The organism is Klebsiella sp. HMSC16A12, from assembly GCF_001808265.1.
In the GTDB taxonomy this organism is placed as follows: domain Bacteria; phylum Pseudomonadota; class Gammaproteobacteria; order Enterobacterales; family Enterobacteriaceae; genus Klebsiella; species Klebsiella pneumoniae.
In genome coordinates, this window is record NZ_KV792576.1 from 18,613 (window position 1) to 34,202 (window position 15,590).

The window sequence follows — 15,590 nt, forward strand, 5'->3', positions numbered from 1 at the left end:
GCGGCAACGCGTGGCTCAGCGCTGCGCACCCCTGTCGTTGCAGGCGGCGGGCCGGGAAGCCGTTCATGGAAAGGACGAACTATCGGCCAGGGCAGACGCCGCCGGCGACAGGCAGGGATAAGCTGGCAACGGGCAGCGGAAAGGTACGTCAGCTTATTGTGCTCCTTAACCACAGGAGACGCGCGTATGGGCGGAATGGATATTATTATTTTGATCCTGAAACTCATGGTTGCTGTGTTGCAACTACTTGATGCAGTCCTGAAACAGTTCCGCTGATTCAGGTTCAAGTCGCACCTGAGGGGGGCGGGAAACCGCCCCCCTGCAGGCGCCCGCCGGGCGTCCCGGGATGACTTGATGGAGGAAGCTATGCCACCCCTGTTAATTGCCGCCACGACGCCGGATGCCCCGGGGTTCGCGGCGCTACGAATTGAAAGCCTTGAACAGCATTTCAATATGCTGCGCCGCCTGGCGGAAAACTGGCAGAGCGGCAAAAACCGCTTTAACGCGCCGGGCGAAACGCTGCTGGGCGCCTTCGTCAACCACCAGCTGGTAGGGGTATGCGGCATCAATAGCGATCCCTTCAGTTCGCAGCCGCGGGCCGGGCGCATTCGCCACCTCTACATCAGCGAACGCTACCGTCGCCGGGGCATCGGCCAGCAGCTGCTGGTCTCGGTTATCACCCACTCCAGCGCCTGGTTCGACTTTCTCAACACCCATGCCCCGGCGCAGGCCTGGCCCTTTTATGAAAGGCTTGGTTTTCGCCCGGTGTACGATGAACCGCGGGTGACGCATCGCCTGTTTTGTTCGCTTTAACCCCCCGCTGGCAGGCAGCGCGGGCGCGTGTTACATTCCGGTGACCTTCACTGTTGAACCTGTCTGCGATGACCCTCACCGTATTCTGCATTTTGCTGTTCGCCGCCCTGCTGCACGCCAGCTGGAACGCTATCGTCAAAGCCAGCGGCGATAAAATGTACGCGGCGATCGGCGTCAGCGGCTCGGCCGCGCTGATCGCCCTGGTGATGCTCCCCTTTGCCCCGCAGCCCGCGCTGGTCAGCGCCCCCTATCTGCTGGCGTCGTGCGCGTTACAGGTGGTGTATACGGTGCTGGTGGCGAAGACCTACCAGGTATCGGATATGAGCCAGACCTATCCGCTGATGCGCGGCACTGCGCCGCTGCTGGTGGCGGCGATAAGCGTGCTGTTCCTCGGCGATCGTCTGTCGCCGCTGGCCTGGCTGGGTATCGGCGTCATCTGCCTGGCGATTCTGGCGATGGCCTTTAACGGCCGCGCCAGCTCGCGCAAAGGCATCGTGCTGGCGCTGATCAACGCCTGCTTTATCGCCGGTTATACGCTGGTGGACGGCACCGGCGTCCGGCTGGCGGGCTCGGCGCTGGGCTACACCCTGTGGACCTTTTTTATGAACGGCTTCTGCCTGCTGTGCTGGGCGATGGTGGCGCGACGGCGTGAGGCCAGTCGTTATTTACGTCAGCACTGGAAAAAAGGCATCCTCGGCGGGATCGGCACCATGGGCTCCTACGGCCTGGCGCTATGGGCGATGACCCAGGCCCCGCTGGCGGTGGTCGCCGCGCTGCGTGAAACCTCCATTCTCTTCGGCGCGCTGATCGCCTTTATCGTCCTGAAAGAGCAACTGATGCCGCTGCGCATCGTGGCCGCCTGCGGGATTGCCGCCGGGGCGATCCTCCTGCGCCTGGCGTAGCCTGAGATGGCAACATTAGTTGCCGTTCCTGTTTACATAATCTGCCTGGAATTCCCTCAACAATCGGCACTTTGCAGTTGTTCTGTCATTTTAATATGGTAGATTCCTCCATCGTTTACGGGATGTGGTAGTCACATATTCTTCATTTCTCTTTACTCACAAAGTATTCATCGACATGAAACGGCATAAGAACTTCAATTTGTTGTTGATGCTGGTACTGCTGGTGGCCGTCGGCCAGATGGCGCAGACCATTTATATTCCGGCCATCGCCGACATGGCGGTCGCGCTGAACGTCCGCGAAGGGGCGGTACAAAGCGTGATGGCGGCCTACCTGCTGACCTACGGTATTTCACAGCTGTTCTACGGCCCGCTCTCTGACCGCGTCGGTCGCCGCCCGGTGATCCTCGTCGGGATGTCGATTTTTATGCTGGCGACGCTGGTAGCTATTACCACCCATAGCCTGCCGGTGCTGATCGCCGCCAGCGCCATGCAGGGGATGGGCACCGGGGTCGGCGGCGTGATGGCGCGCACCCTGCCCCGCGACCTGTACGAAGGCGCTCAGCTGCGTCATGCCAATAGCCTGTTAAATATGGGTATTCTGGTCAGCCCGCTGATTGCCCCGCTGCTCGGCGGCATCCTCGACACCCTGTGGAGCTGGCGCGCCTGCTACGCTTTCCTGCTGGTCCTGTGCGCCGGGGTGACCTTCAGCATGGCGAAGTGGATGCCGGAAACGCGCCCGGAAGGGGCGCCGCGCACCAAACTTCTGGCCAGCTACAAAACGCTGTTCGGCACCGGCGCCTTTAACTGCTATCTGCTGATGCTGATCGGCGGCCTGGCGGGGATTGCGGTATTCGAAGCCTGCTCCGGGGTGCTGATGGGCGCGGTGCTCGGCCTGAGCAGCATGGCGGTGAGTATTCTGTTTATTCTGCCGATCCCGGCGGCGTTCTTCGGGGCGTGGTTTGCCGGCCGCCCCAACAAGCGTTTCCCGACCCTGATGTGGCAGTCGGTGATCTGCTGCCTGCTGGCGGGTCTGATGATGTGGATCCCAGGGCTGCTGGGCATCATGACCGTCTGGACCCTGCTGGTGCCTGCGGCGCTGTTCTTCTTCGGCGCCGGGATGTTGTTCCCGCTGGCCACCAGCGGCGCGATGGAGCCGTTCCCGTTCCTCGCCGGAACCGCCGGGGCGCTGGTGGGTGGCTTGCAGAATATCGGCTCCGGCGTGCTGGCCTGGCTGTCGGCGATGATGCCGCAAACCGGTCAGGGCAGCCTCGGCCTGCTGATGATGCTGATGGGCCTGTTGATTCTGCTATGCTGGCTGCCGCTGGCCTCGCGCTTTACCCACCATCAGCAGCCGGTATAAGCGCGGCGGCCGTTCCCCGGATGGCGGCTGACGCCTTATCCGGGCTACCGGACTGGTCGTCTGCCGGCCCGCGCATGCGCAGTGCCGTCATTTTGCCGGGTGGCGGCTCACGCCTTACCCGGCCTCCCTAACAACACCGAGGGATAGCCCGGCTCTTTTTCAGGTCAGGCTATGCAGCCACTCGATAAAGGCGTCGATTTTCGGCCACTGGCGGCCCGGCAGGGTCGTCACGTAATAATGCTGATGGCATTTCAGCATCATATCGCCGAACGGGGCGATCAACTCCCCACTCTCTAACCGCTTCTGCACCAGCCGTTTACGCCCCATCGCTACCCCGACATGATTCATCGCCGCAATCACCGCTAAATCAGAACGATCGAAGCCAATGCCCGACGATTGCGGCAGTTCAATCCCAAATTGTTGTGCCCAACTGAACCATTCATCGGTGCCGGAATCATTGCTCCATGCCTGGCGATCGTGAAGCAGCGTACAGTGGCGCAGACTGGCAGGATTTGACGTTAACTGCAGCTGGCGGGCGTAATACGGCGTACATACCGGCACGATCGCCTCATCCATCAGAAAATGGTGGCTTAGCTGCGACGACGGCGCGTCATCAAAATAGATTGCCAGATCGATACCCGCCCGCTGCAGGTTGACGTTATCGTTGCCGGTCAGCACGGTCAGCGAGATGGCCGGGTAGCGGCGACTGAAATCCCCCAGCGCCGGCACCAGCCAGCACTGGGCGATAGAGGGCCGCGAGTAGACCGTCAGACTGCCGGAGAGCTCCTGGTTTTTGATGTCCAGAATCTCCTGATTGAGACCATCCAGCGACGCCTTCAGCGCCCAGTAAACGCGCTTCCCTTCACGCGTCAGCTCCACTTTGCGGTGCGAGCGGACAAAGAGCTGGATCCCCAGCTCCTCTTCCAGCTGATTAATCCGGTGACTGACGGCGCTTGGGGTGAGCGCCAGCTCGTCGGCGGCAAGGGCGAACGACTCGTGCCGCGCCGCCACCTCAAACGTCGACAGCCTGGAGAGCTGCCAGCCGTTCAGCAACCGGGTACCTAAGGTTTTTAGCACATCCATTCTGCGCTCCTGGCGATAAAAGGGAGTCTGGATGATAAAAAAATAACGCCGGAACTTCCGCTAAAGGATGATTTAATTTGACCCATAGCATATTTAGAGGTCACTTTTAGAGCTAAATCACCTTTTTGATTCAATCTGGCTCATCTGAAAGGTCATTTATATCGTTTGTCAGCCCATGCCGAGTTTCTGTTCAATAACCACACGTTACTTACGGCGAGGTGGGGTATGGAATCGCAAATTTGGGTTGTGAGCACATTGCTGATTAGCATCGTGTTAATTGTATTAACCATCGTCAAACTGAAGTTTCATCCGTTTCTGGCGCTGCTGCTGGCAAGCTTTTTCGTCGGGGCGATGATGGGAATGGGCCCGCTGGAGATGGTCAACGCCATTGAGAGCGGGATCGGCGGTACGCTGGGCTTCCTGGCGGCGGTGATCGGTCTCGGCACCATTCTCGGCAAGATGATGGAGGTCTCCGGCGCGGCGGAGCGCATCGGCCTGACGCTCCAGCGCTGCCGCTGGCTGTCGGCGGATGTGATTATGGTGCTGGTCGGCCTGATCTGCGGCATTACCCTGTTTGTCGAAGTCGGGGTGGTGCTGCTGATCCCGCTGGCATTCTCCATCGCCAAAAAAACCAATACTTCGCTGCTGAAACTGGCTATTCCGCTGTGTACCGCGCTGATGGCGGTGCACTGCGTGGTACCGCCGCATCCGGCCGCGCTGTTCGTGGCGAATAAACTGGGGGCTGACATCGGGACGGTTATCGTCTATGGCCTGCTGGTCGGTCTGATCGCCTCCCTGGTCGGCGGCCCGCTGTTCCTCAGGCTGCTCGGCAACCGCCTGCCGTTTAAACCAGTGCCAGCCGAGTTTTCCAACCTCGACGTTCGCGAAGAATCGACGCTGCCGTCGCTCGGCGCTACGCTGTTTACCGTGCTGTTACCGATTGGCCTGATGCTGGTGAAAACCGTCGCTGAACTGAATATGGCGAAAGGCGGCACGCTGTATACAGTGCTGGAATTTATCGGCAACCCCATCACCGCGATGTTTATCGCCGTCTTTGTCGCCTATTACATGCTCGGCATCCGTCGGCAAATGGGGATGGGCGTTCTGCTGACTCATACCGAAAACGGCTTTGGGTCCATCGCCAACATCCTGCTGATTATCGGCGCCGGCGGCGCATTCAACGCGATTTTGAAATCCAGCGGCCTGGCCGATAGCCTGGCGGTGATCCTCTCGAATCTGCATATGCATCCGATTCTGCTGGCCTGGCTGGTGGCCCTGATCCTTCACGCCGCCGTCGGTTCCGCCACCGTGGCGATGATGGGCGCTACCGCCATCGTTGCCCCGATGCTGCCGCTTTATCCCGGCGTAAGCCCGGAGATCATCGCCATTGCCATCGGTTCCGGCGCCATTGGCTGCACGATCGTCACCGATTCCCTGTTCTGGCTGGTAAAACAGTACTGCGGCGCCAGCCTCAGTGAAACGTTCAAGTACTACACGACAGCGACATTTATCGCGTCGCTACTTGCACTGGCCGCCACCTTCCTGCTTTCTTTCATTATCTGAGCGCAAAGAGACGTATGATGAAACACGCTGACCTGACCACCTTAACCGCGACCTTCCCGCTTGTGCAGGATCTGATCGCCCTGAAAGAAACCACCTGGTTTAACCCGGCAACCACCACCCTGGCGGAGGGGTTGCCTTACGTCGGTCTGACCGCCGACGATGTGCAAGACGCCCATGCCCGCCTTCAGCGCTTCGCGCCCTATCTGGCGGCAGCCTTCCCGGAAACCGCCGCGAGCGGCGGGATTATCGAATCAGAAGTGGTTGCCATTCCGGCAATGAAACGCAGCCTTGAGCAAAAATTCGGCCAGCCAATTAGCGGCGAACTGCTGCTGAAAAAAGACAGCCATCTGCCGATCTCCGGCTCAATCAAAGCGCGCGGTGGGATTTATGAAGTGCTGACCCATGCGGAAAAGCTGGCGCTGGAAGCCGGGCTGCTGACGACCGCAGACGATTATCGCAAATTGCTGACGCCGGAGTTTAAACAGTTCTTTAGCCAGTTCAGCATCGCCGTCGGCTCCACCGGCAACCTTGGGATGTCGATCGGCATCATGAGCGCGCGCATTGGTTTTAAAGTCACGGTGCATATGTCCGCCGATGCCAGGGCGTGGAAAAAAGCCAAACTGCGCAGCCACGGCGTAACGGTGGTTGAGTATGAAGAGGACTATGGCGTGGCGGTCGAACAGGGGCGCAAGGCAGCGGAATCCGACCCGAACTGCTTTTTTATCGATGATGAAAACTCGCGCACGCTGTTCCTCGGCTATGCCGTAGCCGGCGAGCGCCTGAAAGCGCAGTTCGCGCAAGCAGGACGCGTGGTCGATGCCGATCATCCGCTGTTCGTCTATCTGCCGTGCGGCGTCGGCGGCGGCCCCGGCGGCGTGGCATTTGGCCTGAAGCTGGCCTTCGGCGACCACGTTCACTGCCTGTTCGCCGAACCGACCCATTCGCCATGCATGCTGCTCGGCGTCTATACCGGGCTCCACGACCAGATAGCGGTGCAGGATTTAGGCATTGATAACCTGACCGCGGCCGACGGTCTGGCGGTCGGCAGGGCGTCCGGGTTCGTTGGCCGGGCAATGGAGCGCCTGCTCGACGGGTTCTATACCCTTGACGACCAGACGATGTATGACATGCTGGGCTGGCTGGCGGCAGCGGAAAATATCCGCCTTGAACCCTCCGCGCTGGCCGGGATGGCCGGAGCGCAGCGGGTCTGCGCCAGCAAAGCGTACCATCAGCTGCAGGGGCTGAGTGAGCAACAGCTGCAGCAGGCCACCCACCTGGTGTGGGCCACCGGCGGCGGCATGGTGCCGGAAGAGGAAATGGCGCAGTACCTGGCGAAGGGGCGCTAATCTTTAGCGCAGCAGCGGCATCAGCGCCTCTGGCGGCCGCTGCTGTCGCCGCAGGTCCCGCATCACTCGCATATAGGGCCCGCTAAAATCGTAGAACTGCCGGTAACCCGCGCACAGCGGGTCTTCCTGTTCGCCACAGCGGCACAGGCGCAGCCACGGGCAGCCGTAGCAGGTGCTGTTGGCCGCCGGCGCGCCTGGCTGGGTCAGCGTCTCGCCGCACCAGGCGCTCAGCGTCTCGCTAAACAGTAAAATATTGATGCGCCCAATATCTTCCCGCACCCAGCGGTGAAAGACTGCGCAGAGAAACTCTCCCCAAAGCGCGGCGTCGCCGGCCGCCAGCTGCGGAATAAAATGGATAGCGGTGAGCCCCTGTTGACGAAGCTGCGCATAGAACGCCTGCGGTTGATGGCAATGATGCGCCTCCACCACGACAGCCTGAAAGGGAGTGTCATGTTGCTGGCCGGGGGCATGAGTGAGAGGCAAATTCGCCGGACATCCTGTCATGACATATCCCTAATGAATAAAACGATCGGTTGAAGGTGAGTAACAGCAAACAGGAATGCCAGAGAAAGTACTGCGAGTGCGATCAAAAATTTGTCACGAACCGCCCGCGGCTGTAAAAAATCGCTATCGTCGACATCCATCAGATGACGACGGCGGGTATAGCCCCAGAGGATCACCGCCACAATCGCCAGTACGCCGATCGACAGCCAGAACGGCAGGCCGGCGCGGTGCCAGCTGTGCTTAATCGCCAGCGCCATCAGCGCGCCGTAGCCCAACAGGGTGCGAAACCAGGCCAGCGAGGTGCGCTCTGGCTGAAGACCGGGATCGCTTTCCCGCCGCGCCCGGCGTTTATCCGCCATACACCACCAGCAGCATCACCGCGGCCACCACCGCCAGCAGCAGAATGCTAATCACCAGCAGCGTGCGGGTATAGGGAAGGTCCTGCTTGAGGCGCATCGCCTTCTCGTTATTCAGCCAGCGCAGATAGCCATAGATGGCCATGCCGCCGGCAAAGAGACACAGCAGCAGGGCGAGAATTTCACGGATCAGCGGCGTGGCAAAGTCCGGCGCTAACTGGTCAAGGCCGACGCCGGCGGCGAGAAAACCGAGCGCCGTGCGGATCCATGCCAGAAAGGTGCGTTCGTTAGCCAGCGAAAAGCGGTAATCCGGCGCTTCGCCGAGGCGGGAGATTTTCATTACAGTTCCTTGTTCATCGCGCTGCAGGCTTCAGCATAGCGTAAATCAGGAACCGGGGAGAAGAACCGGCGCCCCGCAGGGCGCCGGTATTACAACGGGGATTAATGCAGCTCAGGCCAGTAATCTTTGTTGGCGGCAATGAGGTCGTCGAGGATCGCTTTCGCCACCGAGGCGCTCGGCACGGTTTTCGACAGGGTAATCGCCTGCCACAGCTTGTGGTACGAGCGCTGTTCCCAGGCATCGACCACCAGTTTTTCCACTGCCACCTGCTGGCTCATCAGCCCTTTCTGGAAATGCGGGATGTCGCCGACCGTCAGCGGCTCCGGTCCGTTGTGGCCTACCAGACAAGGGATCTCCACCATCGCGTCGGCGTCAAAGTTATGGATCGCGCCATTGTTCGGCACAATCAGCAGCATCCTTTCCTGCGTGTTAAAGGCGATAGCCGTCGCCAGATCGACGATATAGGAGGCATGCTCGTCAATCTCCAGATCGCCGGCGGTGGATTTCCCGGCGGCGATGATCGCCCGGCAGGCGCTGAAGACGTTTTTCTCCCGATGATCCATCACCTCATTGGCGCGGGTGCGTTCCGGGTTGGAGTGGGCTACCACATAGTCCGGGAACAGATAATATTTCAGGTAGGTATTCGGCATGGTCTGCGGATCCAGCGCCTGCACATCTTTCGCTTTGGCAAAGGTGTCGTTCCAGCTGGCCTCGGTGTGCGGATCGTTCGAGGGCGGCACATAGCCGTATTTCGCCACATATTCGCGCAGTTTCGGCATCAAATCATTGCCGTCGAGGTCCTCAATCGACGTCCACCAGCCGAAGTGGTTGAGGCCGTAGTAGCGCACGCGCATCTGTTTACGGTCTTTGAGGCCGACAATCTGCGCCATCCGCCCTTCAATGCCGATCGGCATATCGCAGATGTTGAGGATTTTGGCGTTCGGCCGCAGACGACGTGTGGCTTCCGCCACAATCGCCGCCGGGTTGGAGTAGTTAAGCATCCAGGCGTTCGGCGAATATTTTTCCATATAATCCACCAGCTCCAGCACGCCGCCGATAGAGCGCATACCGTAGGCGATCCCGCCCGGTCCGCAGGTCTCCTGGCCCAGCACGCCGTGGCGTAGCGGGATTTTCTCATCTTGTTCACGCATCGGATATTTCCCGACGCGGATATGCGCCATGACAAAATCAACATCGGTAAACGCCGCCTGCGGATCGGTGGTATAGCTGAACTCAATCTCCGGCGCCTGCTCTTTGAGGATCACTTTGCACGCCTCGGCGATGGTCTCCTGGCGCGCGCCGTCGTTGTCATAAAATTTCAGCGACCGCAGCGGAAAACGATCCTGGTTTGCCAGCAGCATCAGGACAATGCCCGGGGTGAAGGTGCTGCCGCCGCCTGCGATAACAACTGAGAATTTTTTCATGATACTGCCTCCGTCATGGTGGTATGTTCGGTCGAAAGAGAATCTTTCATCAGGTTTTCCAGCTGGTCGCGCACCTGGGGAACGTGCAGGCCGACGATGACCTGAATCCCGTTGCCGCGGCGTACTACCCCGTGGGCGCCCAGCGCTTTAAAGACGTCGTCACTTTGCGTTTTCGCCATATCGACCAGCGCGATGCGCAGTCGGGTGGCGCAGTTGTTGATGCTTTCAATGTTGTCGGCGCCGCCGAGGGCCTGCAGGAAGCCAGCGGCCTGACCCAGCCGGGTCTCTGGCGCGGCGGCGGCCGTGGTTTTACCTCGTGCCGCCTGGTAATCGGCCTTGCTGTAGAGCTTGATTTCGCTCTCTTCCCGGCCAGGCGTCTTCAGGTTCAGACGCAGGATCAGGGTGCGGAAGACTACGAAGTAGAGGGCGGTGAAACAGAGGCCGATGCCTATCTGAATGAACATCATCGAAGCGTGGTGATGGAACATTGGGATCCAGTTTTGCGGCAAGAATTGATCGAGCAGGCCGCCGCCGAAGTTGCCCACCACGCCGCAGATGTACATCACCGTCGCCATGGTCGCCGCCAGCACCGCGTGAACGGCGAACAGCAGCGGCGAGATGAAGAGGAAGGTGAACTCCAGCGGCTCAGTGATCCCGACCAGCATCGCGGTCAGGGTGGCGGGGATCAGCAGGCCGGCGACCTTGACGCGGTTTTCCGGCGCGGCAGTGAAGTAGAGCGCCAGCGCAATCCCCACCGAACCAAACACTTTCGAGTTACCGTGCAGGGCAAAGCCGCCCTCCGGGAACAGCGTCTTCAGCGGTTCCGTACTCTGACTGAACGCCTGCAGATGCTCTGCCCAGTAGACCTGCAGTCCGCCCTCCACCACCGCCGGGCCAAAGATGAACGGGCCATAGACGAAGTGGTGCAGGCCGGTGGGGATCAGGATGCGCTCAAGGAAGATGTAAACCCACACCCCAAGCGCCCCGGCTGAGCGCAGAAAGGCCTGCAGCGATTCAATACCCAGCTGGACCTTTGGCCAGCCGAGCAGGGTCAGCCAGGCGCAAGGGATCATCGCGAGGAAGGCGACAATGACCACAAACGATGAACCCTGAAAGATGCCGAGGAATACCGGCAGGGGTTTATCGAAATAGCGATTGTGCAGGGCCGTCACCAGACCGGAGATGACGATGGCGCCGATAATGCTGGTGTCGAGGGTTTTAATCCCGGCAATCATCGTCAGGCCGCTGCCGGCCGTGGGTTCAGCGGAAAAATCGACGCCGAAGAAGTGGCCCCAGGTCATCCCCATGGCGTTGATAAAGTAGTTCCAGGTGAGAAAGCTCACCAGCACCGCCAGACAGGCCCGGCCCTGGGCCTGTTTCGCCAGACCGATCGGCAGACCGACGGCGAAAATCAGCGGCATATTACGAAAGACGGTCCAGCCGCCCTCCTCAATGATGTGAACGATCTGGGCAAACAGGCTGTCGGGTGCGGTCAGCGCTTCGCCGACGAACATCGGGTTGCGCAGCATGATGGCGATACCAACCACAATCCCGGCAAAAGGGAACAATAAAACCGGGGTAAACATGGCGCCGCCAAAGCGTTGTATTTGACTGAGCATTGGGAAATCCTCATGTAACAACTCGTAGGGTGAGTGGCCTTCTTTTTCTTGATTACCGGCCTGACTGGAGAATAAAAATTTGCCCGTCCGACAACATGCCGCGCCGTTGCGATTCGTGATCCCATTCATGGTTTTAATTTGGCCAAAGTTGTCTACTTCGATAACAAAAGTTAGACATCGATAAGTCAGGCAGCGAAATTAACTAAATGAATGTGTCTTAATTGATTGTAATTAACCTACTTTTTTAGAAAAAAGAGCACAAAGCGACATCCCCTTTTCCTGCACAAGAGGACTACTGGTGATCTACAAATCCATTGCTGACCGCCTGCGGCTGCGGCTGAATTCCGCCGACTTCGCCATCGGCAGCCCGCTACCAGGAGAGAAAAAACTGGCCGAGGAGTTCGGAGTGGCGCGCATGACTATTCGCAAAGCCATCGATCTGCTGGTGGACTGGGGATTGGTTGTGCGTCGCCACGGCTCGGGAACTTACGTGGCGCGTAAAGACGTCCATCATGAAACCAGCAATCTGACCGGCCTGGCGGAAGTGCTGCGCAAGCAGGGTAAAGAGGTGGTGAGTCAGGTGCTGGCCTTCGAGGTGATGCCCGCCCCGCCGGCCATCGCCAGTCTGCTGCGGATTAAAATTGATGAACGGATCTACTTCTCACGGCGGGTGCGCTACGTCGACGGCAAGCCGCTGATGCTGGAGGATAGCTATATGCCGGTGAAGCTGTTCCGCAACCTGTCGCTGAGTCATCTGGAAGGGTCGAAATTTGATTATATTGAGAAAGAGTGCGGGATCATCATCAGCGGGAACTATGAAACGCTGACGCCGGTGCTGGCGGACAAGCAGCTGGCGCGCTCAATGAACGTCCCGGAGCAGACGCCGCTGCTGCGTATTACCTCCCTTTCCTACAGCGACAGCGGCGAGTTTCTTAACTATTCGGTCATGTTCCGCAACGCCAGCGAGTATCAGGTGGACTATCACCTGCGCCGCGTCCAGGCGCAAAGCCCGCTAGCTTAGCCCCCAGAACAGCACGGCGAGTAGCTGCGGGGTGATAATGCGCAGGAACATCACCAGCGGATAGACGGTGGCGTAAGAGAGCGCCGCTGCGCCGCTGGTGGCGTGCAGGTTGTTGGCGAAGGCCAGCGCCGGCGGGTCAGTCATGGAGCCGGCCAGCATGCCGCACAGCGTCAGATAGTTCATTTTCGCCAGCATGCGCGCGAGGATGCCCACCGTCAGCAGCGGGATGGCGGTGATGAAAATGCCGTAAGCGATCCAGCTCAGACCATCGCCCTGGGTCAGGGTGGCGACAAAGTCACCCCCCGATTTTAGCCCGACCACCGCCAGAAACAGCACGATCCCCAGCTCGCGCAGCGCCAGGTTGGCGCTCGGCGGCATAAACCAGTACAGCTTGCCGATACTGCCGATACGCCCAAGGATCAGCGCCATAATCAGCGGCCCACCGGCCAGTCCCAGCTTCAATGCGGCAGGGAAGCCGGGAATAAACAACGGGATAGATCCCAGCAGTACCCCGAGTCCGATGCCGATAAACACCGGCAGCATCTGGACCTGCTGCAGCTTCTGCTGAGCGTTACCCAGTTCGGCGGCCACGGCGTCAATTGCCTCCGGACGGCCGACCAGGTTGAGGATGTCACCAAACTGCAGGCTGGCGCTGCTGCTGGCTACCAGCTCGACGCCTGCCCGGTTAAGCCTGGAGATCACTACGTCATAGCGCTGTTTGACGTGCAGATCGCGTATTTTCTTCCCCAGCACTTTTTCGTTAGTGACCACCACCCGCTCCACTTTCAGATCGGTGCCGCGCGTCGACAGCGAGGTCGCCACCTCCTGGCCTATCACCAGCTGCGCATTGTGCAAATCCTCAGGTCGCCCCACCAGGTGCAGCAGGTCGCCAGCCTGGATAAGGGTGCCCGGCGCAGGCACCATCAACAGCTCGCCACGCTTCAGCCGCGAACAGACGATGTTGTCGCTATTGAGCATCGGCACATCCTGAATCGCCATCTGGTTGAGGTTGGGGTTCTCCACCCGCACGTTAATGGTGTGCAAATGAGCGTGGCCGTTGCCGCTGCTCTCCTCAAACCGCTGGGCCTCTTTCTCGATATTGATGCGAAAGAACAGACGCACCAGCCACATGGTCAGCAGAATGCCGCAGATGCCGAACGGATACGCCATCGCGTAGCTCATCCCCATTTGATCGACCACCTCGAACGGTACGCCGAGATCGCGCAGAATTTGCTGCCCGGCCCCCAGCGCCGGCGTGTTGGTCACCGCACCGGAGAAGATACCGAGCACCACCGGGAGAGGAATATTGAACAGCTTATGCAGCACCGCGGTCACCAGGCCGCCGAGGATAACGATAAGGATAGCGAACAGATTGAGCCGCAGGCCTGAGACCCGCAGCGAGGCGAAAAAGCCCGGCCCCACCTGAATACCGATGGTGTAGACGAACAGGATCAAGCCGAATTCCTGAATAAAATGCAGCATCGGGCTGCTGAGGGCGACGCCCGCCTGATCGACAAAGTGGCCGACGATAATGCCGCCAAATAACACGCCGCCAATACCAAAGCCAACGCCGCGGATTTTGACATTGCCGATCCACAACCCAACCACCGCCACCAGCGCCAGCACGCTGACCGTCAATGCTATCTCACTCATGGTACCGTCCCTGTGAATAACATTATTATTAACAGGGATTATGACCGCGGCCAGGCGGATTGTATGCTGCCTGGCGCACAATAATCATGGAGTAAGATACGCTATTCAGGCGCGTTCTTATTTTTCGCTGCGATAGTGAGTTGCTGAATACTTTTCTCCGGGGAAGGAAGTGCTTCAGGCATAGTGCCACCCAGGTCTTTAATAGTCTGGCGTACTTTTTGCCCTACGTCATAATGCATTTTGTTGGCGAGTTGCTTCGAATCAACCGCGTCCCGACGTAGTTTTTCTTCCGTTTGGGTAGCACGAAACAGGTTGGCCGCGAGCTCAGTCGATCCCATATAGTCGAGTATTTTTTGGCTTTTCTTTAGGCCCTTACGCTCATGGATTGCTTTTTGGTCAAGACCACCATAGAGACCTTTATAACCATGGTTTTGAAAGACAGCAAAATCAAGAGTCGTCTCAACACCAGCACGTTGGGCCGTTTCAACCAGATGTTTATTATGCTCTTTGAGCTCATTGTGCAGGAACAGTCACTTTTCATCCTCTCGTAGAGACTTAAATATTTGATCATCTTGCAATTCCTGGCGCCGGGTTTGCAAGGCAAAGTACGTTTGCCCCGCAGCAATCACCGGTTTCGACGGATCGCCATTTTGCACTACCAGATAGCAGGCGTAGCGTGAGAGGTGGAAATCTTCAAGATTCCTGCTGGCGCCAGAACCTAATTCGACCATTTTGTTGGTTTCAACAAAATGGTCTGCCGAGGGATGACCACTCGCCTCACATGAAATTATCGCTTTTGCAATGACCTTATAAAAATTCCGCCACTCTTTATAGTCAAGCAGGGGACCAAGGTTGCGGGCAGACCAATACTCCCGCCCCGCCTCATCGCTCTTTCTAATCGCTTCAAATGGCTGCTGTTCGTTCATAACGTATCCTTGTTTGAGTGAGTCCCAAAGTATGATTGTTTTTTAAACTGAAACACCCGTTGCAGCAAGGAAGTTTATTGTGCTCTCGCACACAAAAAAGCCCCGAAAATCGGGGCCTTATAAGTTATTCGCTTAATTAACTATTTAATGCCGGTCGTTCGCTGATGGCGATACGCTGCGGGGCGATCTGCTCAGGCTCATTGCGGGTCAGATCGATATGCAGCAGGCCATTGGTGAAGGTCGCGCCAGAGACCTCCATGTTGTCGGCGAGGGTGAAGCTCAGGCTGAAGGCCTGGCTCACCAACCCCTGGTGCAGCCATGTGGTCTCTTTTTCCGGCTGCTGCGGCGTGCCTTTCACCACCAGACGGGTGCCTTCCAGTTGAATATCCAGATCTTCCTGACGGAAACCGGCCAGCGCAAGGGTAATGCGGTAGTGGTTATCGTCGCTTTTTTCGATGTTATAAGGCGGGAAGCTTTGGCTTTCACCGGCGGTTTGCAGGGCGCTGGCCAGTTTGTCAAAACCGATCCATTGACGCAGCAGGGGGGATAAATCGTAGTTACGCATACTGTTTTCTCCTTCTAAGAAGCGAGTGAATACCTGCGAATTCTGTAAATTCGCATCTGCTCCCTGACGGCGAGCAGGTTGTTACATCAGGCCGCCACGCGGCCTGAAACGGACA

General features: G+C 58.6%; 16 protein-coding genes and 1 pseudogene. 7 read left to right on the forward strand and 10 right to left on the reverse strand.

Annotated elements, in window-relative coordinates:
* The first annotated feature begins 156 nt into the window (after positions 1-156).
* The 4 genes from tisB (at position 157) to emrD (ending at position 3,075) form a co-directional block, all read left to right on the forward strand.
* Positions 157-276 carry a type I toxin-antitoxin system toxin TisB gene (gene tisB / locus HMPREF3140_RS08915; protein WP_004145059.1) on the forward strand — a complete coding sequence of 40 codons (120 nt, stop codon included), beginning with the start codon at positions 157-159 and terminating at the stop codon, positions 274-276.
* 90 nt (positions 277-366) lie between these two features.
* Positions 367-813 carry a GNAT family N-acetyltransferase gene (locus tag HMPREF3140_RS08920; RefSeq protein WP_070552940.1) on the forward strand — a complete coding sequence of 149 codons (447 nt, stop codon included), beginning with the start codon at positions 367-369 and terminating at the stop codon, positions 811-813.
* Positions 814-881: 68 nt separating this feature from the next.
* The gene (locus tag HMPREF3140_RS08925; RefSeq protein WP_002923296.1) at positions 882-1,715 is read left to right on the forward strand and encodes a DMT family transporter; all 834 of its coding nucleotides are present in this window, start codon (positions 882-884) and stop codon (positions 1,713-1,715) included.
* A 175-nt stretch (positions 1,716-1,890) separates the two neighbouring features.
* Positions 1,891-3,075, forward strand: coding sequence for a multidrug efflux MFS transporter EmrD (gene emrD / locus HMPREF3140_RS08930; protein WP_004181587.1), 1,185 nt, complete (start codon positions 1,891-1,893; stop codon positions 3,073-3,075).
* A 159-nt stretch (positions 3,076-3,234) separates the two neighbouring features.
* On the opposite strand, the gene dsdC is transcribed toward emrD, so the two are convergent.
* Both dsdC and HMPREF3140_RS28700 read right to left on the reverse strand, forming a co-directional pair.
* The gene (gene dsdC, locus HMPREF3140_RS08935) at positions 3,235-4,158 is read right to left on the reverse strand and encodes a DNA-binding transcriptional regulator DsdC (RefSeq protein WP_032412637.1); all 924 of its coding nucleotides are present in this window, start codon (positions 4,156-4,158) and stop codon (positions 3,235-3,237) included.
* Entirely contained in the window at positions 4,146-4,292 is a 147-nt protein-coding gene (locus tag HMPREF3140_RS28700; protein ID WP_032412641.1) for a hypothetical protein, read from the reverse strand. The genes dsdC and HMPREF3140_RS28700 overlap by 13 nt, the downstream gene beginning before the upstream one ends.
* A gap of 91 nt (positions 4,293-4,383) precedes the next feature.
* Between HMPREF3140_RS28700 and dsdX the strand changes: the two genes are divergently transcribed.
* Both dsdX and dsdA read left to right on the forward strand, forming a co-directional pair.
* Complete coding sequence (gene dsdX / locus HMPREF3140_RS08945; RefSeq protein ID WP_004145064.1) at positions 4,384-5,721, forward strand: D-serine transporter DsdX; 1,338 nt, start codon at positions 4,384-4,386, stop codon at positions 5,719-5,721.
* 17 nt (positions 5,722-5,738) lie between these two features.
* Positions 5,739-7,067, forward strand: coding sequence for a D-serine ammonia-lyase (dsdA, locus tag HMPREF3140_RS08950; RefSeq protein WP_004186258.1), 1,329 nt, complete (start codon positions 5,739-5,741; stop codon positions 7,065-7,067).
* 3 nt (positions 7,068-7,070) lie between these two features.
* On the opposite strand, the gene HMPREF3140_RS08955 is transcribed toward dsdA, so the two are convergent.
* The 5 genes from HMPREF3140_RS08955 to HMPREF3140_RS08975 form a co-directional block, all read right to left on the reverse strand.
* Positions 7,071-7,493: a radical SAM protein gene (locus HMPREF3140_RS08955; protein ID WP_002923302.1), complete on the reverse strand. Its 423-nt coding sequence runs from the start codon at positions 7,491-7,493 to the stop codon at positions 7,071-7,073.
* 74 nt (positions 7,494-7,567) lie between these two features.
* Entirely contained in the window at positions 7,568-7,930 is a 363-nt protein-coding gene (locus tag HMPREF3140_RS08960) for a DUF202 domain-containing protein (protein ID WP_002923304.1), read from the reverse strand.
* On the reverse strand, positions 7,920-8,267 hold the full coding sequence (locus tag HMPREF3140_RS08965) for a YidH family protein (protein WP_002923305.1): 348 nt from the start codon (positions 8,265-8,267) through the stop codon (positions 7,920-7,922). Before HMPREF3140_RS08965 ends, HMPREF3140_RS08960 begins: the two co-directional genes overlap by 11 nt.
* 101 nt (positions 8,268-8,368) lie before the next feature.
* The gene (locus HMPREF3140_RS08970) at positions 8,369-9,691 is read right to left on the reverse strand and encodes a 6-phospho-alpha-glucosidase (RefSeq protein WP_002923306.1); all 1,323 of its coding nucleotides are present in this window, start codon (positions 9,689-9,691) and stop codon (positions 8,369-8,371) included.
* On the reverse strand, positions 9,688-11,310 hold the full coding sequence (locus HMPREF3140_RS08975) for an alpha-glucoside-specific PTS transporter subunit IIBC (RefSeq protein ID WP_002923307.1): 1,623 nt from the start codon (positions 11,308-11,310) through the stop codon (positions 9,688-9,690). The genes HMPREF3140_RS08970 and HMPREF3140_RS08975 overlap by 4 nt, the downstream gene beginning before the upstream one ends.
* 298 nt (positions 11,311-11,608) lie before the next feature.
* On the opposite strand from HMPREF3140_RS08975, the gene HMPREF3140_RS08980 reads away from it, so the two are divergent.
* Positions 11,609-12,331: a GntR family transcriptional regulator gene (locus HMPREF3140_RS08980; protein WP_004151520.1), complete on the forward strand. Its 723-nt coding sequence runs from the start codon at positions 11,609-11,611 to the stop codon at positions 12,329-12,331.
* Here HMPREF3140_RS08980 and HMPREF3140_RS08985 read toward each other — a convergent pair.
* From HMPREF3140_RS08985 to ibpB, 3 genes and pseudogenes are all read right to left on the reverse strand, one after another.
* Positions 12,323-13,984, reverse strand: coding sequence for a putative transporter (locus HMPREF3140_RS08985; RefSeq protein ID WP_020802518.1), 1,662 nt, complete (start codon positions 13,982-13,984; stop codon positions 12,323-12,325). The genes HMPREF3140_RS08980 and HMPREF3140_RS08985 overlap by 9 nt on opposite strands.
* A 101-nt stretch (positions 13,985-14,085) precedes the next feature.
* A pseudogene (gene dinD / locus HMPREF3140_RS28265) lies at positions 14,086-14,910 on the reverse strand (DNA damage-inducible protein D).
* 136 nt (positions 14,911-15,046) lie between these two features.
* Positions 15,047-15,475: a small heat shock chaperone IbpB gene (ibpB, locus tag HMPREF3140_RS08995; protein ID WP_004145074.1), complete on the reverse strand. Its 429-nt coding sequence runs from the start codon at positions 15,473-15,475 to the stop codon at positions 15,047-15,049.
* Positions 15,476-15,590: the final 115 nt, after the last annotated feature.